At 73.6% G+C, this 23344-nt stretch carries 18 protein-coding genes, 1 tRNA gene and 1 pseudogene; 14 read left to right on the forward strand and 6 right to left on the reverse strand.

Annotated elements, in window-relative coordinates:
* Window positions 1–321 precede the first annotated feature (321 nt).
* Window positions 322–521, forward strand: a pseudogene (locus E4N63_RS21940) (tyrosine--tRNA ligase); the annotation flags it as partial.
* Between the two features lie 82 nt (window positions 522–603).
* On the opposite strand, the gene E4N63_RS21945 reads toward E4N63_RS21940, so the two are convergent.
* Window positions 604–1905: a DUF2188 domain-containing protein gene (locus E4N63_RS21945; protein ID WP_230241526.1), complete on the reverse strand. Its 1302-nt coding sequence runs from the start codon at window positions 1903–1905 to the stop codon at window positions 604–606.
* A gap of 64 nt (window positions 1906–1969) precedes the next feature.
* On the opposite strand from E4N63_RS21945, the gene E4N63_RS21950 reads away from it, so the two are divergent.
* The 4 genes from E4N63_RS21950 (at window position 1970) to E4N63_RS21965 (ending at window position 5510) form a co-directional block, all read left to right on the forward strand.
* Complete coding sequence (locus tag E4N63_RS21950; RefSeq protein ID WP_230241527.1) at window positions 1970–2887, forward strand: hypothetical protein; 918 nt, start codon at window positions 1970–1972, stop codon at window positions 2885–2887.
* A 3-nt stretch (window positions 2888–2890) separates the two neighbouring features.
* Window positions 2891–3916 carry a Ku protein gene (locus tag E4N63_RS21955; RefSeq protein WP_230241528.1) on the forward strand — a complete coding sequence of 342 codons (1026 nt, stop codon included), beginning with the start codon at window positions 2891–2893 and terminating at the stop codon, window positions 3914–3916.
* A 323-nt stretch (window positions 3917–4239) separates the two neighbouring features.
* A complete protein-coding gene (locus tag E4N63_RS21960) occupies window positions 4240–4791 on the forward strand; it encodes a DUF421 domain-containing protein (RefSeq protein WP_125623067.1) in 552 nt (183 codons plus the stop codon).
* A 272-nt stretch (window positions 4792–5063) separates the two neighbouring features.
* The gene (locus E4N63_RS21965; protein WP_228429564.1) at window positions 5064–5510 is read left to right on the forward strand and encodes a hypothetical protein; all 447 of its coding nucleotides are present in this window, start codon (window positions 5064–5066) and stop codon (window positions 5508–5510) included.
* A gap of 213 nt (window positions 5511–5723) precedes the next feature.
* On the opposite strand, the gene E4N63_RS21970 is transcribed toward E4N63_RS21965, so the two are convergent.
* A tRNA-Arg gene (locus E4N63_RS21970) sits at window positions 5724–5796 on the reverse strand.
* Window positions 5797–6160: 364 nt separating this feature from the next.
* Here E4N63_RS21970 and E4N63_RS21975 point away from each other — a divergent pair.
* The 9 genes from E4N63_RS21975 (at window position 6161) to E4N63_RS22015 (ending at window position 18209) form a co-directional block, all read left to right on the forward strand.
* Window positions 6161–7810, forward strand: a complete 1650-nt coding sequence (locus tag E4N63_RS21975) for a dynamin family protein (RefSeq protein ID WP_230242592.1) — start codon at window positions 6161–6163, stop codon at window positions 7808–7810.
* Window positions 7811–7815: 5 nt separating this feature from the next.
* A complete protein-coding gene (locus E4N63_RS21980) occupies window positions 7816–10440 on the forward strand; it encodes a GTPase (protein ID WP_230241529.1) in 2625 nt (874 codons plus the stop codon).
* A 197-nt stretch (window positions 10441–10637) separates the two neighbouring features.
* On the forward strand, window positions 10638–11177 hold the full coding sequence (locus E4N63_RS21985; RefSeq protein ID WP_230241530.1) for a single-stranded DNA-binding protein: 540 nt from the start codon (window positions 10638–10640) through the stop codon (window positions 11175–11177).
* A 286-nt stretch (window positions 11178–11463) separates the two neighbouring features.
* Window positions 11464–12882, forward strand: coding sequence for a Cys-Gln thioester bond-forming surface protein (locus E4N63_RS21990; RefSeq protein WP_125622736.1), 1419 nt, complete (start codon window positions 11464–11466; stop codon window positions 12880–12882).
* 306 nt (window positions 12883–13188) lie between these two features.
* Window positions 13189–14853, forward strand: a complete 1665-nt coding sequence (ettA, locus tag E4N63_RS21995; protein WP_125626660.1) for an energy-dependent translational throttle protein EttA — start codon at window positions 13189–13191, stop codon at window positions 14851–14853.
* Between the two features lie 2 nt (window positions 14854–14855).
* A complete protein-coding gene (locus E4N63_RS22000; RefSeq protein ID WP_374112811.1) occupies window positions 14856–15326 on the forward strand; it encodes an acyl-CoA thioesterase in 471 nt (156 codons plus the stop codon).
* The gene (locus E4N63_RS22005; RefSeq protein WP_125626659.1) at window positions 15323–16135 is read left to right on the forward strand and encodes a hypothetical protein; all 813 of its coding nucleotides are present in this window, start codon (window positions 15323–15325) and stop codon (window positions 16133–16135) included. Before E4N63_RS22000 ends, E4N63_RS22005 begins: the two co-directional genes overlap by 4 nt.
* A gap of 104 nt (window positions 16136–16239) precedes the next feature.
* Complete coding sequence (locus tag E4N63_RS22010; RefSeq protein WP_230241531.1) at window positions 16240–17601, forward strand: sensor histidine kinase; 1362 nt, start codon at window positions 16240–16242, stop codon at window positions 17599–17601.
* Window positions 17553–18209: a response regulator transcription factor gene (locus E4N63_RS22015; RefSeq protein WP_043459974.1), complete on the forward strand. Its 657-nt coding sequence runs from the start codon at window positions 17553–17555 to the stop codon at window positions 18207–18209. Before E4N63_RS22010 ends, E4N63_RS22015 begins: the two co-directional genes overlap by 49 nt.
* Window positions 18210–18316: 107 nt before the next feature.
* Here E4N63_RS22015 and E4N63_RS22020 read toward each other — a convergent pair whose 3' ends face one another.
* The 4 genes from E4N63_RS22020 to E4N63_RS22035 all read right to left on the reverse strand — a co-directional run bounded on the left by E4N63_RS22020 (window position 18317) and on the right by E4N63_RS22035 (window position 23301).
* Window positions 18317–18727, reverse strand: coding sequence for a globin (locus E4N63_RS22020; protein WP_125626658.1), 411 nt, complete (start codon window positions 18725–18727; stop codon window positions 18317–18319).
* 116 nt (window positions 18728–18843) lie between these two features.
* Window positions 18844–19200 (reverse strand): FHA domain-containing protein, encoded by a 357-nt coding sequence (locus tag E4N63_RS22025; RefSeq protein ID WP_228429797.1) that lies wholly within the window; start codon window positions 19198–19200, stop codon window positions 18844–18846.
* A 1348-nt stretch (window positions 19201–20548) separates the two neighbouring features.
* Window positions 20549–21994 carry a PP2C family serine/threonine-protein phosphatase gene (locus E4N63_RS22030; RefSeq protein WP_230241532.1) on the reverse strand — a complete coding sequence of 482 codons (1446 nt, stop codon included), beginning with the start codon at window positions 21992–21994 and terminating at the stop codon, window positions 20549–20551.
* Entirely contained in the window at window positions 21991–23301 is a 1311-nt protein-coding gene (locus E4N63_RS22035) for a hypothetical protein (protein WP_125621944.1), read from the reverse strand. The genes E4N63_RS22030 and E4N63_RS22035 overlap by 4 nt, the downstream gene beginning before the upstream one ends.
* Window positions 23302–23344 lie beyond the last annotated feature (43 nt).

The raw sequence follows: 23344 nt of genomic DNA on the forward strand, positions 1-23344 counted from the left end.
CGTCCGACCCCTTGGTGCCGCTGCGGGTCAGGTCCTCGCGGGGCAGGCCGGACGTCACCGGACTCGGAGTCGCGGGCGCAGCGGCGCTGTTGCGCGTCAGCGTGCGCGTGGCCTCGGAGACTGGTCCCCCGGAAAGCTGCTTTGTGGCCGCCCGTCGCCCAGGACCTGCTGTAACCACCGCCGTTACCGGTGAAACTTCACTTCACCGAGGTGGCTCGACCGGGCCGCGGGTCGCCGGTGCCGTCCCCGCCGCGCCCGTCCGCAGGGCTCCCGGACTCCTCCTCGCCGCCCTCGCGACGCCGCGGATGACGAAGGCGGACGGTCACCGACCTGTTCGCGGAGGTCGGCCTGGTGGCAGCAAGTCGGCCGCCCGCCGCACCGCGAAGGAGGGCGGCGCCCATGTGAACAACACGAAGGTCACGCCGAGGACGCGGTCACCACCGCCGGCCAGCTGCTGCACGGACGCCGGCTGGTGCTGCGCCCGCGGCAAGAAGAACCTGGCGGCGATCGAAGTCACCGGGAACTCGTCCGCTGCCCGGAACGCCGGCCTGTCGATGCCCCGCTTTACCCCGGCATCTGCCGGGGGCCGCCGGGGTGTGTGATTCAGCCGGGGGTGCGGCGTGGGTCGTTGCCGTAGGTGTATTCGGTGCGGATGCGCCCGTCACGTCCGTGGACGACGACCTGTGCGGGCTGGTGCTGCTTGGCTTTCTCCCGGGCGGCGTCGATGGCCTGCCGCTGGGTGCGGTGGGGTTCGCTTACTGCGCGGCGGCCTTCTTGGTGCTGGATCTGCCATTTCTCTCCTGCGGGGCGGTCGGCGGCGGGAGTGATGTGGTAGACCGCGCGCTTGGTCTGCTTGGCTGCCATGTCTGTTCCTTCTACTTCTTCTTCTGGGTGTGATGGTGCGCTGCCGGGTGTCGGTGCGCTTGCCGAGCGCATGGGGACGTCGCCGGGGGCGAGGTCGCGGCGCAGTCGGCGGACGCGGACGGGGTGGCGCCAGCGTCCCCGGTCGATGGCGGTGTCGCCGTGGAACTCGGCGACGAGATCGGGAGCCGTGGAGGTGAAGGCCAACTCCTGGTGGCTGCCCCAGTGGGACGAGAGATGCATGCCGTGCCAGGGGTGGTCGGGGCCGGCCGGAGTGAGCAAGGGGGCGAGTTCCCGGCGCAGGGAGGCGGTCAGGGGGGTGCTGCGGGCGACCAGGCTGAGGGATCCATCCCCGGTGTAGCGGCCGAGCAGCACTGTTTCGGGGCGGGTGAGGCTGCCGGTGACGGCGCCGATGACGCCCTCCGCGGTGTCGCGGTGCCGGTACTTCCTCCAGCCCCGCTTCCCGGGCCGGTAGGGCTGGTTCCGGCCCTTGGCGAGCACTCCTTCCACCCCGGAGGCGGCCCACTGGCGCATCCACTCCCGCGCCTGGTCCACCTCCTCGGTCACCGGGGTCAGGACCCACGGCGCGCCGAGGGCGTGGTCTGCGAAGAGGGCTTCCAGTGCGGCGCGGCGTTCCCGGTAGGGCCGGCGGATGAGGTCGTTTCCCACGCGGTGGAGCAGGTCGAAGACGATCAGGTGGGCGGGCTGCTCACGGGCGAGGTGGACGGTCGTTGCGGGCCGGCGATTGATCCGCCGCTGCAGGCTTGCGAAGTCCAGCCGGCCCTCCTGGTAGATGATCACCTCGCCGTCGAGGACCAGGTCCTCGCCGAGCTGTCGGGCGGCGTGGGCAATCTCCGGAAAGGCGGCCGTGAGGTCGTTGCCGTTCCGCGACTGCAGGAACACCCGACCGCCGCAGGTGAAGACCAGCAGCCGGTAGCCGTCGTACTTCGGCTCGTACATCGTTCCGCCGGGCAGCGCGGTCGGACCCGGCAGCACCTCCACGGCGCGGGCGAGTATCGGCTCCAGTGGCGGAGTGATAACCACATCACCTACCACACCAAAGCGTGACAAAATGTACAAGCGGGGGTGATGGGCACGGGAGGAGAGGATGGATCTGGACGCAGTCGCCGACGAGCTGTACGGCCTGCCGCCGGGTGACTTCACCGCTGCCCGTGACGAGCGGGCCAAGGCGGCCCGCGCCGCCGGGGACCGGAAGCTGGCCGACCGTATCCGCCGACTGCGCCGGCCCGCCCTGGCAGCCTGGGCCGGCAACCTACTGGTGCGTGAACAGCCGGATGAGGCCCGCCGGCTGCTGCAGCTGGGTGAGGCCCTGCGGCAAGCCCACCGGGACATGGACGGCGAGCAGTTGAGGGAGCTGTCGGAACGGCAACACCAGATCACCTTCGCCCTCGCCCGGCAGGCCGGCCGGCTCGCGGCCCGGGCCGGGCATCGCATCAGTGACGGCACCCGGCAGGAGATTCAGGACACCCTGCACGCGGTTCTGGCCGACCCCCGGACGGCCGAGCAGTGGGCGGCAGGGCGCATGACCAAGCCGCTGAGCGCCCCGGCCGGCTTCCCCGCGTCCTCCGGGCAGCCCGCGCCTTCTGCGGACCTCCCCCGCCCCGCGCCGTCGACTGCCGGGGGCGCGGCCGACCGGGAGGAGGAGCACGCCCGGCGCCGTGACTTCCACCAGCGCCTGGGGCGCGCCCGGCAGCACGCCGCGGACACCCAGCGCGAAGCGCACGAACAGGAAAGCGAGCTGGCCGCTGCCGAGCAGGAGCAGAGCCGGGCCGAGGAAGACCAGCAGCAGGCCGAACAGCGCATCACCCACCTGACCCGGCAGCTTCAGGAAGCCGACCACGAGCAGCGGCAGGCCCGGGAGGACGCCCGCAAAACCCGCGACCACGCAAGGGCCGCCGACCGGGCCCTGCGCGAGGCCCGCCGCCGCGCCCGGGACGCCGCCGTCCACGCCCGCGAACTCGCCGAACACACCCGCGACCGTGAGCGCGAGAAAGGCCAGGGATGAGCCATGGCACGAGCTATGTGGAGTGGAGTGCTCACCTTCGGGCTGGTCACGGTACCGGTGCAGATGTTCACCGCCACCGAGGACCACACCGTCCACTTCCGGCAGTTGCAGCGCGGCACCTCCGACCGCATCCGCTACCAGCGGGTCAACGAGAGAACGGGTCAGGAGGTCGACTACGGCGAGATCGTCAAGGGCTACGACCTGGGCGGCGGTGACTACGTGATCGTCGAGCCCGGGGAACTGGACGAGATCGCCCCCGGCAAGTCCCAGGTCATCGAGATCACCGGCTTCGTCGACCTGGAACAGATCGAGCCGGTGTACTTCGACCGCCCCTACTACCTCGCCCCCAAGGGGGAGGAATACACCAAGGTCTATGAGCTGCTGCGCGCCGCCCTGGAGGAGGAGAACAAGACCGGTATCGCCACCTTCGTCATGCGTGGCAAGCAGCATCTGGTGGCGCTCCGCGCGCAGGAAGACGTGCTGCTGCTGCACATCCTCCACTGGGCCGACGAGGTCCGCGATCCTCACCGGGAACTGCCGGTGCTGCCCGGGCACGCAGACGCCCACGGCAAGGAGCTGGACACCGCCCGGCAGCTGATCGGCGCCCTGTCCGTCGACTGGAATCCCGAGGAGTACCACGACACCTACGAGGAGCGGGTCAAGGAACTGGTCGACGCCAAGGCCAAGGGTCAGGAGATCGTCAGCGAGGAAGCCCCGCCGGAGGCCACCAATGTCCTCAGCCTGATGGAAGCCCTCCAGCGCAGCGTCGACCAGCACGCCAAGGGCCGTGAGCGGCCCTCCACCGGCCGGGCAGAGGTCAGGCGGCTTCCGGCCGGCGGGCCGGCGGGCAGCAGAGAGAAGGACGGGAGGAAGGGGAAGAGGGACAAGGCGCCCAGGGGCGGGAAAGGCTCGCTGGAGCAACTGAGCAAAGGGGAGCTGTACCAGCAGGCGTCCGAGCTCGGCGTCCCCGGCCGGTCCAAGATGAACCGGGACCAGCTCATCCGGGCCCTCAGCCGCACGGCTTCCTGACCAGCGACGGTGGTGGCGTCTCCCGCGGGGACCCCGGGAGCTCCCCGGGCGGCCGTGCAGGTCGGAGCACCACCGCGACCGCAGGGCCGACTGCGGATCCGGCAGTCACCTTGAACGGCCGCTCTGCGTGGCCGTCCGGCCGCCATTCCGGCCTGCTGGTCACCCGCCCCGCCCACCCATGCGATCGGAACGCAACGGGGGGGAGCTGAGCGGGACCAGCGGACCCTCTGCGCCCACAGCCCGGTCACCCGACAAAATCAACGAAGGGGTCATCGCACGATCAGCTCGGTGGGCCCGGGCTCAGCTCGGGTAGGACAGGCTGCATGCTCTTTGACTCCTGGTATGACCTGGGCCGGGTTGCCGGCATGGCCGCTCTGGGCTATCTGCTACTCGTCGGCGTGCTGCGCGTCTCCGGTAAGCGGACGCTCGCCAAGCTGAACTCCTTCGATCTGGTCGTCACCGTGGCCCTGGGTTCGGCCCTCGCCACGATTCTGCTCAACTCCTCCGTCTCCCTGTCGGAAGGCGCCGTGGCGCTGGGTGTCCTGATCGCTCTGCAGGCGCTCAGCGCATGGTCCGCCACGCGCTCGCGCACCGCGCGAAAGACCGTCAAACAGCAGCCGACCCTGTTGCTGCACAACGGCGAGATGCTGAGGCAGGCCATGGCGCGGCAGCGCATCACCGCCGGAGAGGTCCGGCAGGCCTTGCGTACCCAGGGCGTCGGCGACATCGACGACGTCGCCGCCGTCGTCTTGGAGACAGACGGCGGCATGAGCGTGGTTACCCGCTCGAGCGCCGGCTCCCGCAGCGCTCTCGCCGACGTGCAGACACCTGAGCCCGCGGCCGACAACGAGACGTCCAAGCGCAGCGGCGCGTGACCCGGACACCCGCCGGCCGCGCGATGCGGTGTCGCCCTGCTTGCCGACGCGCAGCAGAGGAGGGAGCGGCACCGTTTCTGCGGGGCTTCCAGGTGCGTGGCACCCGGCCCGCCGCGGTGACTGCCACCGAAACCGCCGAGGGCCGGACAGCCGCACAGATCCAGCTCTTCTCCCCGTAAAACATTTGCCCGTTTTCTGGCTGTATGCCGGGGTGCCTCGGTGCTCGGGCACCACTCGGTGACCCGGACAAGGTCCGATGGAAGAGGGAGCTCATGGCAGGAGAGCGGGACAACCCCCGCGCCCAGCACGGTGACCGCAGGCTGGAGCAGAAGCGCGAGAAGTACGGCGACCTCGCCGACCTGACGGTCGACGAACTCCAGCAGCGTGCGGCGAAGAAGGGCCCTGCGAAGTGGCTGTCTCGCAAGCTCGATGAGCCCTACGAGACTCTGATCGGTAGTGAGCAAGACCACCAAATCCTCGCGGTGGCTCACGCCGACTGCGCCTTCGTACCGGGCTCGCCCATCTCTTGGGAAGACATGCGCAGAAGCGCAGAACAACTCCCCTTGCCGCGCAAGGCTGCCTTGCTTCTGGACATGCGCGGTATCGCCCGCCCTGTGCCAGAGCACCTCACGGGTGAGAAGCGCTCGCGAGCCGGGCGCGCTGGCCTCGTAGCTGAGAGGGTCAGCCGGAGGGCCCATCAGTTGGGAGTGGACCTGTAGCTCTCGGGAAAGCACTCGCCTGTCGCCCTTGCCGCCGGCGCCTTCGACACACATTCGGCGCAGCCACCCGCAGAGACCCGGTGACAGCCGGACGCAGTCGGCGATCCGCTCCCAGATTCGGGGAGTGGTCGCCGACTGCTCTACGAGAGTGAAACTAGCTCTGACCAGCCAAAAGGCCCTCCGTGAGAGGAGGGCTCTGCGGCGTTCAGTGGGCGCCCCCGGCAGGACTCGAACCTGCGGCCAAGTGCTTAGAAGGCACCTGCTCTATCCACTGAGCTACGGGGGCCGGATGGCCTCGGCGGCCTGGAGCCCCGGTGCCAGCGGGCCCGACCGCGCTGCGGGCGGTGGTGCCGGGTGCCCGCGGATCGGTGGACCGTGGCCTTGCCTTGCCGGGACAAGGATAGGGCTCCGTGCACCTCGTCCCGCTTGCTTCACCTCCGTGACACCTTGTGGAGTTTCGGTGAAGCGCCCCCGATAATCGCAGGCAGGTGCGAATCCCGCATCGCTTTTCACGCCTCAACCGTCGGGTGTTGTGCACTCGTTATGCCTGACCCCCGGGGGTCACAGCCGTATCACGATCTTCCGGCGCGCAGGACCGCCATACGCTTCAAAAACCCACTAAAAACGGGCATTCTTCGCATGTGGCGACTTTGGATGCACAGCCCCGACTGCTCGACGCACTGTCCGCCTTGCGCGACCGTGTCGCCGCCCTGCGCTTCCCGCTGGCCCTCCCCGGAGCCGTGCGGGCCCGGCAGAACCGGGCGGAACTGCTGGCGCAGCTGGACGACTACCTCTTCCCCCGGCTCAGAGCCCCCGAGGCGCCCCTCCTCGCCGTCGTCGGCGGCTCGACGGGCGCCGGCAAGTCCACGCTCGTCAACTCCCTCGTGCGACGGCCCGTCAGCCCCGCCGGAGTGCTGCGGCCCACCACCCGCGTCCCCGTGCTCGTCTGCCATCCCGAGGACCACCACTGGTTCGCGGGCCGGCGGGTGCTCCCCGATCTGGTGCGGGCCCGCGCGGTGCGGCAGGAGACCGTGGAACGAAGCGGGCTTCTGCCGTACGCCCACGACCTGTTCGCCGACGAGCTGGAGGAGATCGACGACGAATGCGGCGCGGAGACCGCTCTCCGCGTCGAGACCGCGAGCAGCATCCCGCCGGGACTGGCCCTGCTCGACGCCCCCGACATCGACTCCCTCGTCGTCCGCAACCGCGAACTCGCGGCCCAGCTGATCTGCGCGGCCGACATCTGGGTGCTCGTCACCACCGCCACCCGCTACGCCGACGCGGTGCCCTGGCATCTGCTGCGCTCGGCCAAGGAGTACGACGCGACGCTCGTCACCGTGCTCGACCGGGTGCCGCATCAGGTCGTCGCGGATGTCTCCCGGCAGTACGGCTCGCTGCTCGACAAGGCCGGGCTCTGCGACGTCCCCCGCTTCACCATTCCGGAGCTCCCCGAGTCGGCCGGTGACGGCGGCGGGCTGCTGCCCGCCAGCGCCGTGGCCGGGCTCCGCGACTGGCTCGCCCAGCGCGCGCAGGACCCCGCCGCCCGGACCGTCGCCGCCACCCGGACGGTGAACGGCGTGCTCGCCTCCCTGGACGTGCGGGTGCCCGCCCTGGCCGCGGCCGCCGCCGCGCAGCACTCCGCCGCCGTCCGGCTGTCCCAGTGCGTCGAACAGGCTTATGAGGAGGCCGCGGCGCGGGCGCGGGGTGAGCTGGCCGCCGGCGCGGTCCTCGCCGGTGACGCCCTCGCCCGCTGGCGCGGCTACCCCTGGCACAGCGGCCCCGGGGAACTCCTGGAGGCCTGCTCCGACAGCCTCGCCGCACACCTGTGCTGCGCCGTCATCCACGCCGACGAACGCATGCGCGAGAACTGGCGGCGCGACCGGGCTGCCGGAGCCGGTCCGCTCCCCGAGATGACCGCCCGTGCGGCCGGCTCCGCCGACCGGATCGGCGTGGCCGTACGGCGCTGGTCCCGCTGCGTCGAGGAACTGGCCGAGGAGGAGGCCGCCCTGGTGGAGCGTCCGGGCACCGCCGACCCCGAGCATGTGGCCGCGCTGCTGGCCGTCGCGCTCCTGGGCGGCGGCCGGTCCCGCACGGCGTCGGACCGGCTCGCCCGGATGCTGGGCGACGACGCGGCCCTCCGGCTGCGCGGCCGGGGGGAGCAGCTCCTCACCGAGTGCGGGGAACGCACCCTGCACGGCGAACGCGACCGGCGGCTGGCACCGCTCGACGAACTCCACCTGGCACCCGATCACCAGGCCGGCCTGATCGCCGCGTTGTCCGTACTGCAGAAGGAGAGGTGACCGGCATGGCCTTCACCGCCGACCGCCCCGAGGACGCCGACCACCCGCTGGCCGGCACGGGCGCCGCCGAACCCTGCCCCGCGGAGCACGCGCCCCCGCTGTTGCCGACCGCGCGGGCGGAGGAGGCCCGGCGGCCGGGCCCAGCCGCCGGTGAGGACGCCGGCCCGGGCCCGGAGCCTCGTCCGGAGCCTTTCGCGCCGGCGGGCCGTGAAGAGGGCAGCGAGCCCGGCTCGGACACCGGCACGGGTGCGGGTGAAGGCGAGGGCGAGGGTGCGGGTGCGGATGGGCATGCGGAGCACCGCACCGCCGGGCGCGGCGCCGACAACTCGGACACTCGCGCGGACGGCGCCGAGAGGGACACGGCCCATGGGGACGGAGCCCGCGCGGGAGGCGCCCCGTCCGGTCCGGAGGACAACGCGGCCGGGACCGCCCCCACGGCGCCGGAACCAGCACCCTCCGCGCCCCGGGGTGAGGAGCACCGGTACGAGACGGAGCCCGGCCCCGCCCGGGAACGCACCCCGGAACCGCAGGCACCCGAGGATCTGGCCTGGAACGACGGGTTGATCGCCCGCCGCGCACCCTGGGCGCGCGTCACCCGGCCCGCCCGTCCGTTCGACATCGAGCGGATCCGCCCGGACGACCGTCCGGAGGACACCGCCGGGGGCAGCGAGGGCGCCGGCGGGACCCGGGGCGAGACCGGGCCGGCGGCCGGTCCCGGGAACCGCACCCGGGCCGGGAGCGCCGGCGAGAGCGGCACCACCTCCGCAGAGCAGCATCTCCCGGCCGCTCCGGTGCCGCTGCCTCCGCACACCGGCTTCAGCCGCACCCTGCGCACCCGGCTGGAGGCCCTGCGGGAACTCGTCGGACTCTCCGCCGCCCGGCTCGACGCGCACACCCTCGCGGAGGCCGGACATGTGCTCGACGAAGCCGTGGCCCGGCACCGGCTCTCGCTCGACCACACCGTCGTGGCGCTCGCGGGAGCGGGCGGAAGCGGCAAGTCGACCTTGTTCAACGCACTGGCCGGCGCCCCGGTCTCCGAGGCGGGCATCCGCCGTCCGACGACCACCGCGCCGCTGGCCTGCACCTGGTCGGACGGCGCCGACGGCCTTCTCGACCGGCTCGGCGTACCGTCCGCGCTGCGCCGCCGCGCGCCGCGCCGTACCCACGAGCAGTGGCCCGGGCTCGCACCCGGCCCGCGGCCGGGTGACGCGGGCGGCCCCGCGCCGGGCCTGGACGGGCTGGTCCTGCTCGATCTGCCCGACCACGACTCCGCCCTCCCCGGGCACCGCCGCCAGGTGGACCGGCTGCTCGGCCTGGTCGACGCGGTGGTGTGGGTCGTCGACCCGGAGAAGTACGCGGACGCGGTGCTGCACGAGCGCTATCTGCGACCGCTGGCGGGCTATGACGAGGTCACCTTCGTGGTCCTCAACCAGACGGACCGGCTTCCCGGCGACGCTGCCCACCGCGTGCTCCACGATCTGCGACGGCTGCTGGACGAGGACGGCCTGGCTGTCGGCGAGCACGGCGAGCCGGGGGCGGTGGTGCTGGCGCTGTCGGCGCTGACCGGGGAGGGCGTCGGCGAGCTGCGGGACCAGCTCGCCCGTTTCGTGGCGGCCCGCACGGCGGCCGAACGCAGACTGGCCGCCGATGTGGACGGTGCCGCGGACCGGCTCGCTCCGGTCTGCCTCGCCGGGGGCTGGACCGGGCTCTCCGCGCGGGGGCGTGAGGAGTTCGAGGACCGGCTGGCCGCCTCGGTCGGCGCCGCGGCCGCCGGGCAGGCCGCCGAACGCGCCTGGCTGAGCCGGGCGGAACAGGCGTGCGGAACGCCGTGGACCAGGCTCCGCCACCGCCGCGCCGCCGGGCGGTCATCCGTTCCCTCCGTTCCCCCGGCGGTGGCGATGCCCGCGGCGGACGGCCCGGCGGCGGGTTCCGCGCCCGGAAGGGACGCCGTGTGTCCCGGGCCGGATGCCCCGGTCACCGTCCCGGCGGCCACCGCGGAAGCCGGCACCGCACCGGACTCGGCCACGGGAACGGACACGGGAACGGGAACGGACACGGGAACGGACACGGGTGCGGGCAGCGGGGAGCCGGGGGCGCGGGCCGCCCGCGCCGTGGTGGAACAGGCCGTGCGGGCCCTGGCCGGTGACGCGACGGCCGGCCTGCCGGAGCCCTGGGCCCGCTCGGTGCTGGACACCGCCGTGAGCGGGACCAAGGGGCTGGCGGAAGCCCTCGACCGGGCGGCCGCCCGGCCGCTGCCCGGTGTCAGGCCGGCCCGGCCGCGCTGGTGGACGGCGGTCTCGGCCACCCAGTGGCTGCTGCTCGTGCTGCAAGCGGCCGCCGCCGTATGGCTGGTGGCAGTGCTGACGGCCGGACCGGCCGGCGACTGGCCGCGGCCGGCGCTGCTGCTGGCCGCCGCCTCGCTCGGCGGTCCGCTGCTCGCCCGCGTCTGCCGGCTCGCGGCCCGGGGCCCGGCCCGCCTCCACGGCCGGGACACGGAGCGGTGGCTGCGCGACGCGTCCGCCGCCTGCGGCCGGTCCCGGGTTCTGGAACCGGTGGCCGCGGAACTGCTGCGCTACCGCGAGGCGCGGGCCCAGCATGCCGTCACCGCGGGCAGTCCCGGGCGTTTGTAACGCCCGGTCATCTTCCGCAAGAAGCCTCCCGGGTGAACCTGTTGTCCACAACCGGCGAGTAGTCCACAGGCCCGAGCGGACTCCGGTGGAGGCGGCCACGATGGCTGCCCTACGGACCGGCTGCCACAGGGACCGGACGAGCAGCGGGCGGACCGCCAGGAGAGCGGGCCGCAGGAGACCAGGGGAGGGCGGATTCGATGAACGAGACCGTGCTGACGGTGACGGGCAACGCGGCGACACGGGTGGACTGCTGGGAGGCGGCGGACGGGCTGGTGGTCGCCCGCTTCCGCCTGGCCGCCACGGCGCGCCGCTGGGACCGGCGGCGTGAGGCGTGGACGGACGGGCACACCAGTTTCTTCACCGTGTGGACGCGCCGGACGCTGGCCGCGAACGTCGCCGCCTCGGTGACCGTGGGGGAACCGCTCATCGTCCGGGGCCGGCTGCGGGTCCGTGAGCAGGAACACGAGGGCAGGCAGCGGCTGTCGGCGGACATCGACGCGACGGCGGTGGGCCACGACCTCTCGCGGGGCACCTCCGCGTTCCACCGGGTGTCGCGCTCCGTCCCGGAGCTGACGGCCCGTCGCGCCGCCGCGGCCCAGGGGCCGCCGGGCGCTCCACCGGGGACGCCGACGGGAGCAGTGGCGGGAGCACCGGCGGGAGCAGCGGGAGTGGAGCCGGCGGCCGGTGGCCGGCCGCGGGCGGACTCCTCACCCCCGCGTTCGGGCGCCGGTCCCTGAACGCCCGGATTGCGGGACTATCCCAGCTCTTCCGGTGAGCTGTTCCGGTCATGGGGATTGTGCTCCGAATCCGCCGTGAATGCCCCGGCGACTGCAAGCAGATTTGTCGATAATCCCAGGTCAGAAACGCGTTCCCGTATAACGATTCCGCTTCGGAACGCTTATCGGATGAACTGGCCGGTCATCCGGTCACACTTCCTTCCTAAGATCCCCTGCGTAGCCACGGGGGCTTACAGGTTTGACCGCGAGGCGCTCCCAAGGCTGCCTCGCTCGGAGGGGAAATTTCATGATCTCTGTACGCAGGCGGGGCTCTGCCCGCCTTGCCGCCGCGGTTCTGGCCTCCGGCCTCGTCGCGGCAGGTGCGATAGCCACCGCCGCACCGGCTGTCGCGGACGACACCGTCCCGTTCGAGGGTGGTGTGACCGCCACCCTCAACGGCCTCGAGGTGTTCGACGACGCCGTCATCACCCACAAGGACGGCAAGAAGCAGAAGGTGGGCGCCGGTCTCTTCGGGATGACCGTCAACGGCGGCGGCAGCCTGCAGACCTACTGCATCGACATCGCCAACCCCACGCAGAAGAAGGCCCAGTACGAGGAGAAGTCCTGGGACCAGACCTCGCTGCACAACAACGCCGACGCGGGCAAGATCCGCTGGATCCTGCAGAACTCCTACCCGCAGGTGAACGACCTCGCCGCGCTGGCCAAGGCCGCCGGTGCCGGCAGCCTTACGGAGAAGACCGCCGCGGCCGGTACCCAGGTCGCCATCTGGCGCTACTCCGACCAGGCGAACGTTGAGGCCAAGAACCCCGAGGCCGAGAAGCTCGCGGACTACCTGGAGAAGTCGGCGCAGAACCTGGAGGAGCCGAAGGCGTCGCTCATCCTGGACCCGCCGGCCGTCTCCGGTAAGCCCGGTGACCGCCTCGGCCCGATCAAGGTGCAGACGAACGCCGAATCGGCCACCGTCGAGCCCGGTGCCGCCGCGGCCGACGTCAAGGTCGTCGACAAGAACGGCCAGCCGGTCACCAGCATCGCCAACGGCGGTGAGCTGTTCTTCGACGTGCCGACCGACACCCCGGCCGGCTCCACCTCGCTGAACGTCAAGGCCACCACCAAGGTCGAGGTCGGCCGCGCCTTCGCCAGCCCGACCAAGAGCCAGACCCAGATCCTGGCCGGCTCCAGCGAGTCCACCGTGACCGCCACCGCCACGGCGGAGTGGGCCAAGACCGGTGCCGTCCCGGCCGTCTCGGCCACGGAGAACTGCACCAAGGGCGGCGTGGACGTGACCGCGTCCAACGAGGGTGACGAGCCGTTCACCTTCGAGCTCGGCGGTCAGAAGCACACCATCGAGGCGGGCAAGTCCGAGACCGTCACCCTTCCGGTGAAGGAGGACCAGGCCTACAAGTTCACCATCACCGGTCCGAACGGCTTCGAGAAGACCTTCGAGGGCGTGCTCGACTGCGAGACCGTCGGTACCGACGAGGGCCCCGTGCCGTCCTCGGAGCCGAGCCCGGCCACGGCCGGCGGTTCCGGTGACGAGGCCGGCGACGCCGACTCCGACACCCCGGCCGGTGAGGGCGACCTCGCCGAGACCGGCAGCAGCAGCGCCACCCCCGTGATCGCGGGCGTCGCGTTCGCCCTGGTGCTGGCCGGTGGAGCCACCGTCTTCCTCCTCCGCAGGAAGAAGGCCGCCACCGCGGGTGAGTGACCCCGGACGCGCCGGCCGCAGGCCGGGCCGGCGCGGTGCGCACCCTCCGCGGTGACCTGTGAAAAACCCGAGTGAAGGGCCGGAATCCCCAGGGATTCCGGCCCTTCGCCATGCCCGGGCCGCTCCGGACCGGCTCCCGTCCCGCAGCCGTCCCGGCCCCAGGGGCGCGGGAGGTGCCCGGGGCCCGGTCCCGCCACCGCCCGCCGCCCGGCGCGTCCGCGACGCGGACAACGGGTTTCCGGTCGGGAGCGGCGGTACGGCAAGATGGGTGTACCCACCCACCCATCGATTGCCGGACGGTTTCTCTTGGCTGAGTTCATCTACACCATGCGCAAGACGCGCAAAGCGCACGGCGACAAGGTGATCCTCGACGACGTCACGCTGAGCTTCCTGCCCGGCGCGAAGATCGGCGTCGTCGGCCCGAACGGCGCCGGCAAGTCGACGGTTCTCAAGATCATGGCCGGGCTGGAGCAGCCGTCCAACGGCGACGCCTTCCTCACCCCCGGCTACAGCGTCGGCATGCTCCTCCAGGAGCCCCCGCTGGACGAGACCAAGACCGTGCTGGAGAACGTCCAGGACGGCGTCCGCGAGACCATCGACCAGCTCCAGCGGTTCAACGAGATCGCCGAGCAGATGGCCACCGACTACTCCGACGCGCTGCTCGAGGAGATGGGCAAGCTCCAGGAGAAGCTCGACCACGCGAACGCCTGGGAGCTGGACAGCCAGCTGGAGCAGGCCATGGACGCCCTCGGCTGCCCGCCCGGCGACTGGTCCGTGACCACCCTCTCCGGCGGTGAGCGCCGCCGCGTCGCCCTCTGCAAACTGCTGCTGGAGGCCCCCGACCTGCTGCTGCTCGACGAGCCCACCAACCACCTGGACGCCGAGTCCGTCCAGTGGCTGGAGCAGCACCTCGCCAAGTACAAGGGCACCGTCGTGGCCGTCACCCACGACCGGTACTTCCTGGACAACGTCGCCGAGTGGATCCTGGAGCTCGACCGCGGCCGCGCCATCGCCTACGAGGGCAACTACTCCACCTACCTCGACAAGAAGGCCGCCCGCCTCAAGGTCGAGGGCCAGAAGGACGCCAAGCGCGCCAAGCGGCTCAAGGATGAGCTGGACTGGGTCCGCTCCAACGCCAAGGGCCGGCAGGCCAAGTCCAAGGCCCGTCTCACCCGTTACGAGGAGATGGCCGCCGAGGCCGAGAAGACCCGGAAGCTGGACTTCGAGGAGATCCAGATCCCGCCGGGCCCGCGGCTGGGCAACGTCGTCGTCGAGGTCGAGAAGCTCAACAAGGCCTTCGGCGACAAGGTCCTCATCGAGGACCTCTCCTTCACCCTGCCGCGCAACGGCATCGTCGGCGTGATCGGCCCCAACGGAGCCGGCAAGACGACGCTGTTCAAGATGATCCAGGGCATCGAGACGCCGGACTCGGGCTCGATCAAGGTCGGTGAGACGGTCAAGATCAGTTACGTCGACCAGAACCGCGCCAACATCGACCCGAAGAAGACCCTCTGGGCCGTCGTCTCCGACGAGCTGGACTACATCAACGTCGGCCAGGTCGAGATGCCCTCCCGCGCCTATGTCTCCGCCTTCGGCTTCAAGGGCCCGGACCAGCAGAAGCCGGCCGGCGTCCTCTCCGGCGGCGAGCGCAACCGCCTCAACCTGGCGCTGACCCTCAAGCAGGGCGGCAACCTGCTGCTCCTCGACGAGCCGACCAACGACCTCGACGTCGAGACCCTCTCCTCGCTGGAGAACGCGCTGCTGGAGTTCCCCGGCTGCGCCGTGGTCGTCTCCCACGACCGCTGGTTCCTCGACCGCGTGGCGACGCACATCCTCGCCTACGAGGGCGACTCCAAGTGGTTCTGGTTCGAGGGCAACTTCGAGTCGTACGAGAAGAACAAGATCGAGCGGCTCGGCCCGGAGGCGGCCCGTCCGCACCGTGCCACGCACAAGAAGCTGACCCGGGGCTGAGCGTGCGACACGTCTACTCCTGCCCCCTGCGCTGGTCGGACATGGACGCCTTCGGCCATGTGAACAACGTGGTCTTCCTCCGCTACCTGGAGGAGGCGCGGATCGACTTCATGTTCCGGCTGGCGCCGGGGGAGGGCAGCACGTCCTTCACCGGCGGCTCGGTGGTCGCCCGGCACGAGATCGACTATCTGCGGCCCCTGGTCCACCGCCACGAGCCGGTCACCGTCGAGACCTGGGTGACCAAGATCGGGGCGGCCTCGCTGACCGTCGCCTACGAGGTCAAGGACCGGGATCAGGTGTATGTCCGGGCCTCGACCATGATCGTCCCGTACAACCTCGCCGAGGGCCGGCCGCGCCGGATCACCGCCGAGGAACGCGCCTTCCTGGAGGCGTACACGGACGACGCGGCCGGCGGCCCCGACACCGGGAACCCGGAGGACGGCGGACCCGCCGGGGAGGCCGTCCCGGCATGACGGCTCTGCGCCTCGCGGACACCGGGGAGGCGGCGGACCTCGCCGCCTTCCTCGCCCGGCTGATCCACTACGACCGGGCCGCGGCGGTGCGCCTGCAGACCGGGGGCGGCGTGCTCGCCGTCTTCGGCCGGCCGGCGCCCTTCGAGGTACTGGCCGTCCGGACCGCCCGCCTCGCGGACGGACCCGCGGGCCCGTCCCGGGAGAGCGCTCCGGCCCCCGGTCCGGGCGGGCTCGATCTGACGGTGTCCGCCGGTCAGCTCGCCGACGCCCTGGACGCGGCGTCCGGTGACGCGGCCGGCGGGGCGGACGTCGGCGTGCCCGGCAGTGTCACCGGCCCGCCCTGGGCCGGGGTGCTGCCGCCGCGCGGCGGCTGGCGGCAGCTGCCGGGACTGCCCGGTCCGGAGGAGATCCGCGCGGAGCTGGCCGCCGCCGTGGCCGAGTTCCGCCGCCGCGACGAGGCGCTCCCCGAACCGCACCGCACCCGCGCCGAGCGCGACCGCATCGGACGCGAGATCTGGTCCCGCACCCTGGACGGCACCGGGCTTCCGCTGCGCGCCGCGCACGCCGCGCAGGCCCTCGGCTTCCTCCGCCCGGTCCCGAGACGGAACGGGCCCGTCCCGGCCGGCCGCGGCGGTACGGGCCCAGCGGCGAGTGCGACGGCCACGGCCACCGCCGTCGCCCCGCGTACCGCCCCGGAACAGCCCCTGGCACTGCTCGCCGCCGGTGACTGGCTCCGGCTCCGCACCCCGTACGGCTCGATCGCCGTGCGCGGCACCGCCCGGCCGGGGCTGCCCCTCACACCGGTCTGACCGCCGCGGCACCGCCCGTCCGGGTCCGGGGTGGGTCCAGGCCCACCCCGGCCGGGGGGCTGCGGGGAGTGCTCACCTCCTCCCGCCGCGCCCAGAATCGGGGCATGGTGAGGAACATGGAACGGGGACAACGGCAGGCCGCCGGGTGGCTGGCCGAGCGATGGCACGCGATGGGGCAGGGGGTGGCCGCGGCGCACCGGGCGGCGGACGCGGCGCTGGCCGCCGCCGTGGCGGCCGTCGCCCTGGTGCTCACTTTCGGGCTGGGACTGATCGTCGCCTGGCCACCCGCCGTCGAGCGGCTGCGCAGGGCGGCCGGCGCCGAACGGCTCCGGCTCGGCCGGCGTACGGGCTCACCGGTCCCGAGTCCGTACGCCCCGCTGCCCGCGGACGGCGAGGCGGAGGGCAGCGGCTGCGGATGGCCCACGACCTGGCGCGGCCCGCGGTACCGCAAGGTGGAGCGCACCTTCCAGCGCTACCTCACCGACCCCGCGACCTGGCGCGATCTGCACTGGGCGGTGCTGAGCCCGGCACTCGCGCTGCTGGCCCTGCTGCCCGCGGCCGCCGTGGCCTACGGAGCCCTGGGCCTGCTGCTGCCGGGCGCACTGGGCGATCCGCACGGTGCCTCGGAGTGGTTCGGCTCGTTCCTCGGCGCCCGGGCTTCCGGCATCGGGTTCGGGCTGCTCTCCGCCGGCCTGGGACTCTGGGCGGCACCGCCGCTGCTGCGGCTCCACGACCGGGTCTCCGAGGCCCTGCTCCGTCCCACCGGCAAGGCCGTGCTCGCCCTGCGGGTGCAGGAGCTGTCCGAGACCCGCACCGAGGCGGTCGACGCCCAGGCCGCCGAACTGCGGCGCATCGAGCGGGATCTGCACGACGGGGTGCAGGCCCGGCTGATCGCCGTCGGGCTCAACCTCGGGGCCATCGAGCAGCTCACGGAGAGCGACCCGGCCGCCGCCCGGATGATGGCCGCCCAGGCCCGGGAGTCCTCCGAGCGGGCCCTGGCCGAGCTGCGCGGACTGGTGCGCGGCATCCACCCGCCCGTCCTGGCCGAACGCGGACTGGTCGACGCCGTACGGGCGGTGGCCGTCGACAGCCCGCTCGACGCCGAGGTCACGGCCGACCTGGCGGGCGAGGTGCCGGCCGCGCTGCAGTCCGCCGTCTACTTCGCCGTGGGCGAGCTGCTCGCCAACGCCGCCCGCCACTCCGGTGCCGAACGGGTGTGGATCGACCTCCACACGGCGGAGACGGGAACCCCCCGGGAGGCGCTGCGCGTCTCCGTGACCGACGACGGACACGGGGGCGCCGAACTCACCGACGGGGGCGGGCTGCGCGGCGTCGAACGCCGGCTCGCCGCCTTCGACGGCGTCCTCGCCCTGAGCAGTCCGCACGGCGGACCCACGATGCTGACCCTGGAGATACCGTGCGCGTTGTCCTCGCCGAGGACCTCTACCTCCTCCGAGAGGGCCTGATCCGGCTGCTGGAGGCCCACGGCTTCGAGATCGCGGCGGCCGTGGGCAGCGGCCCCGAGCTGGCCCGGGCGCTGCGCGAGGAGCGGCCGGACGTGGCGGTGGTGGACGTCCGGCTGCCGCCGACGCAGACCGACGAAGGGCTGCAGGTCTCCCTGGCGGCCCGCCTCGAACAGCCCGGCCTGCCGGTGCTCGTCCTCTCCCAGCACATCGTGCAGTTGTACGCCCGTGAGCTGCTGGCCGACGGCCGGGGCGGGGTGGGGTACCTGCTGAAGGACCGGGTGTTCAACTCGGCGCAGTTCGTGGACGGGGTGCGCCGGGTGGCGGAGGGCGGTACGGCCATGGACCCGGAGGTGATCGCCAAGCTCCTCGCCAGCAACGCCCGCGACGAACCGCTGGCCCGGCTCACCCCACGCGAGCAGCAGGTGCTGGAGCTGATGGCGGAGGGCCGGTCGAACGCCGCCATCGCCCGGGAACTGGTCCTGAGCGACGGGGCGGTCAGCAAGTACACCACCAGCATCTTCGCCAAGCTCGACCTGGCGCCGTCGGAGGACGACAACCGGCGGGTGCGGGCGGTCCTCGCCTATCTGAGCGGCAAGCGGCGGCTCTGAGCCGGGGCCGGGCCGGCCCGGAGCCCGGCGGGTCCCGGCCCGGAACCCCGGCTCAGCGCCTTCGGGCGGGGCCGGGGCCCCGGGGACGGGCTCCGGGAGCCCTGCCCTCACGCCTCGTCGTCGGTGTTGATCAGTGTGGCGGCGGCGTACGTCAGGTAGTGCCAGAACTGCTCCTCGTGCTCCGGGGAGAGTCCCAGGTCCTCCAGCGCCGTGCGCATATGGCGCAGCCAGGCGTCGTGGGCCGCCCGGTTCACGGTGAAGGGTGCGTGCCGCATCCGCAGCCGGGGATGGCCGCGGTTGTCGCTGTACGTGGTGGGGCCGCCCCAGTACTGCATGAGGAAGAGGGCGAGCCGGTCCTCGGCCGGGCCCAGATCCTCCTCCGGGTACATCGGCCGCAGCAGGGGGTCCTCGGCGACCCCTTCGTAGAAGCGGTGCACCAGCCGCCGGAAGGTCGGCTCCCCGCCGATCTGCTCGTAGAAGGTCTGCTCCTGAAGCGTGCCGCGCGGAATCCTTTTCACCCCTCCATGCTCTCAGACGCACCGGGACCAAGTCCGGGGACGTAGGTCCCGCCCTCCCCTCCGGGCCCCGGCCGGTCGCTCGTGGCCCGGCCGGGGCCCGGAGGGCGGACGAGGCGTCAGCCGCGGCGGACCGTGATGGTGGTCCAGGCGCCGACATGGACCCGGTCGCCCTCGCGCAGCGGGACGGGCACATAGGGCTGGATCGGCTCCTCGCCGCCGTTGACGGTGGTGCCGTTGGTGGAGTCCTGGTCCACGACCGCCCAGCCGCCCTCGGGCTGCCGCACCAGCATCGCGTGCTGGTGGGAGACGCCCGGGTCCTCCGGGGACTGGGAGAGGTCGATGTCCGGGGCCTCGCCCGTGCTGTGCCGGCGCCGTCCGATGGTGATCTGGGGACCGTCCAGTGGAAGGCGCTGCTCGGGCGAGTACGCGGGCAGGTTCAGCTGGGCCGCCTCGGGGCCGCTGCGGGACAGCATCGCCGTGAAGTACTCCCGGTCCGGGGCGATGACGGCGACCCACTCCTCCCCGGCCGCGGGCGGACGGGGCGGCTGGGGCCCGTCCTGCCGCCGGGCCTCGGGCCCGGGCGGCGGGGCGCCGTAGCCGGGGCCGCCTCCGTAGCCGGCGTGGTCACCGAAGGCGGGGTCGTCCCCGTAGGCGGGGGCGGGCGGCTGCTGCCGCTGCGCTGCCGGTCCGGGTGGCGGCAGGGTCCAGTCGTTCTCGGGGAAACCCTGGCCGGGCGGCGCGGGGGCGGGCGGGGGCGGCGGGAACCCGCCGGGCGGGCGGCCTCCCGGGGCGGCGCGGCCGGCGTCTGCTGCGGAGCGGACTGCCGGGGGCCCGCGTCGGGGGCCGGGGTTCGCCGGGCCGGCCGGGCTGTTGGGGCGGCGGACCGGGGTAACCGGAGTCCTGCGGAGGCCGGCCCGGCTGCGGCGGCTGGTGCTGCTGTTGCTGGTGGTGCTGGTGTTGCGCCGGCGGCTGCTGGAAGGCGGGCGGGAGCAGGCTCTGGCCCGGCTGCTGCGGAGGCGGCGGGAAGCCGCCCTGCGGCGGGGCGTCGAAGGCGTGGCCGCACTCGGTGCAGAAGGACGCCCGCGCCTCGCGGGGCCTGCGGCAGCGCGGGCACTGCTCCGGCTGGGAGCCGGGCGCGCCGGGCGGCATGCCGTACGGGCCGGGGCCCTGGGGCGGCGGCCCGGGCGGCGGCTGCTGGGGAGGGTAGCCGTAACCGCCGGGGAGCCCTGCGGCCCCGGGGCGGCGTGCGGTCCGGGACCACCCTGCTGGGCTCCGGGAGGACCGGGCGGCGGACCGCCCGGCGCGGGAGGCGGCGGGGGCGCGTGCTGTGCGGATCCCGCGGGCGCGCCGGCACCCGGCATGAGAAGTCCGCAGACCTCGCACCAGTTGTCGGACCCCGACTGGTGACCGTTCGGACAGGTCGGCATGTCGGTGCTTCCCCCTTTCCCCCGGGCCCTTCAGAGCCCTTCGGGTGTGTCACTGCCTGACGCGCGCCGTTCGGGAGGAACGCGTCTCGGAGCGTCAGCTCGTCGGTTTCCGCGGTGCTTGTCTTCAGTCGCACAGTACCGGTCGTTGCGGACAGCGCGCCCACCACCACGGGGTGGTGTGACGGTCCTCTTGTTCCAGGAGGCGTGCGGTGACCGAACGGTTCGCTCCGCTTCCGGGGAGCCGGCGGCGGGCGCGACCCGCGACCTGTGCGCGGGCCGCCGGGATGCCCGGGCACCGGGTGAACTCCGCGCCCGTACCGTCCGCCCGGGCCGGGGAAGCGGCGCGGAGGCGCGCTGCCCGGGCAGATCGCCCACGGGCCGCCGGCGCCCGGGGTCAGGCCGTCGCCTCGCCGGCCGGTTCCGCGGCGCCGGCCGGTTCCGCGGCGCCGGAGGGGGCGCCGGAGAACGGGAGGACGGCCACGGTCACGTTGTCGTGGCCGCCGCCGTCGAGGGCGTAGCCCACCAGGGCCTGCGCCCCGTGCAGCGGACGGGTGCGGGCGTCGGCCGGTACCGCCAGGGCCATCTCGCCGGCGCTCTCGGCGTAGTTCCACAGACCGTCGGTGCACACGATCACGACCCCGGGCCGGTCGGGGAGGAACGTGGCGATGTGCGGGGCGAGTTCGTAGGCGTCGGCGCCCAGCCAGCCGGTGATCGCGTGGGCGCGGGGGTCGGCGTACGCCTCGCGTTCCGTCAGCAGCCCGCCCGCGACCATCTGCGCCGCCCAGGAGTCGTCCTCGGTCAGCCGGGCCGGAGCGGTGCGGTCGTCCGGCACCCAGTACACCCGGCTGTCGCCGATCCAGCCGACGGTGAGCTCGTCACCGCTGAGGAGAGCGGAGACGATCGTGCAGGCCGGGGCGTTCTGGTGGGGGCGCGGCTCGCCGTAGCGGTAGTCCGTGCCGTCCACGCCGGACAGCGTGGTGACGGCCGTCCCGGCGGCGACCAGCGCGTCGTGCAGCGCCTGCCGGACCGGTGTACCGGAGCGCAGAGCGGCGGGCAGGGACTCCCGGGCCGCTGCCGCGGCGGCGGCCGAGGCCTCGTCCGGGCGGGTGGCCGAGGAGACACCGTCGCAGACCACGGCCGCGACGGCCGGTGTGCCGTCCGGCAGTGCGGTCTCGCAGAGCGCGAACGCGTCCTCGTTGCGGTGGTGGCGCAGGCCGCGGTCGGTCACCGCGGCGACGGCACCGGCGAGTTCGCTCTCCACGTGGTCGCGTTCCCGGGGCTGCGCGTGGCCGCAGTGCTCGCAGTGACCGTCCCGGCCGACCGCGCCCTTGCGGCAGGCGACGCACAGCGTGCCGGGGGTGCCGCTGCCGCCGGGGGCACCGGCGGCCGGGCCGGCGGTTGCTCCGGTGTTCGCCGTGGCGCCGGCCGTGCCGTCGGCGGCGCCCGCCGTGGCGCCCGTCGTACCGGCGGCCGTGTTATCCGGGGCCGGGGTCTCCTTGGGCCGTGTCCCGGCGGCGTCCGCCGGGTGGTCCGGCTGCTCCGCTCCGTGCGAGCCGTTCGAGCCCTGCGGCCCGGGTGTACCGGTCCCGTGGTCGTCGGCGCCGTGGTGGGCGTCGGGGGTGCAGAGGGCGCGCGGGTCGGCCGCCGGGGCCGAACGCGGTGCCGCGAGCGGGTAGTCGTCCGGTTCCATGGTGCTCCGTACCGAGAGTGCGGGAGGGGGGTCGTCTCCCGGCGGCACCGGCGCGCCGGGAGCGTTGGTGGTGCCGGCCGCGGCGCCCGCCGCTCCGGCGCCGGGGAGACCGTGACCGGCCGCGCGGCCGGGGTGGCGGCGGTCGCTCATTCCTCCGGCCTCCGCCGGCGCGGGATGAGGGCCTCCGCCGCCGCCTCCTGATAGCGCAGCACCGCGCGTTCGGCCGCCCGCAGGTCACAGGGAGCGCTCCACAGCATGCGGCGGGCGGTGTCGTACCGCTCGGCCAGCAGCGGGTCACCGGCCAGGCCCTGCCGGGCGAGCCGCGCCTTGCAGGCGTCGAGGCGTCCGCGCAGCTCGGCCCGTACGGCCAGCGGGGCCGTCACCGCCGTCAGCGACTCGCGGGCCCGCAACAGCTCCTCCTCGGCGCGCTGTTCGAGACTGTCGAGCAGTGGTGACAGCCGGTGCCACTGACCGTGCCGGCGGTACGAGGCGGCGGTGGACAGCTGTTCGTGCAGGGCGGTCGGCGGGCCGCTCACCGCGGGCACCTCCGATGCGGCGATCTTGGCGAGGACCTCGCCGCGTGCCTGCCGGGCCTCGGTGAGCGTGCGGTCCGCGCGGGAGAGCACGTCCCGGAGGCGGTGCAGCCGCTGCTCGGCGTCCTGCCGTACGTCGAGCACGGCCTCGATCTCGCGCCGGACGTCCTCCAGGGCGCGGGCCTCGCGGTCGTAGCGGGTGGTGTCGGGGCGGCCTCCGCCGGGAGCCGAACTGCCGCGTGCGGGCGTCCAGTAGGCGAGCGGGTCGGAGACCACCTCGGCCCGGAGTGCCGTCAGCTCGTCGGTGATCCGCTCCAGGCGGTCGCCCGCGGGGTGCTCGCCGGGGCGGACGCCGACGGAGTGCGCCAGGGAGCGGGTGCGCCGGAGTTCGGCGGAGAGCATGTCGATCCGCGCGGGGAGCGCCGACCAGACGGCCTCGGCGGCCACCACCACCTCCAGGGCCTGCGCGTAGCCGCTGTTCATCCGGTCGATGGCGGTCCGGAGCGTCATCCGCTCACCGGGCTCCGGTGCGTCACCGGCGAGAGCCGGGTCCCCGGAGGGCGGCAGGACGACGCCGGCCTCCCGCACCAGGGCGGTGAGTTCGGCCAGTTCGCCGTCGGTCGGCCAGCGCCGCCGGGAGCGCAGCTCGCGGGCCCGGTCCAGGGTGGCGGTGCAGGCGTCGAAACAGGTCCAGAGGAAGCCGATGACCTCCTCGGTGGCCGCCCAGCGGCTCTTGGTGACACCGGTCAGCTCGGCGCCCTCCAGCAGGCGGCGGCCCGCATGGTCCTGGAGGGCGAGCAGCGAGGTCTCGATCGCCTCGTGTTCCGCGCAGAGCCGCGCCAGGGCGCGGTCGGCCTCGTCCACGTCCATGACCGGACCCTGAGGTTCCCCCGTGGCGCCGGGGTTGGATCCCGGGACCCCCATCGATCACCTCTCCTGTGTGCGTGGCGGCCGCCGTGGCGTCGCC

It is taken from the genome of Streptomyces sp. MNU89 (assembly GCF_020982505.1).
Taxonomy (GTDB): Bacteria; Actinomycetota; Actinomycetes; order Streptomycetales; family Streptomycetaceae; genus Streptomyces; species Streptomyces xinghaiensis.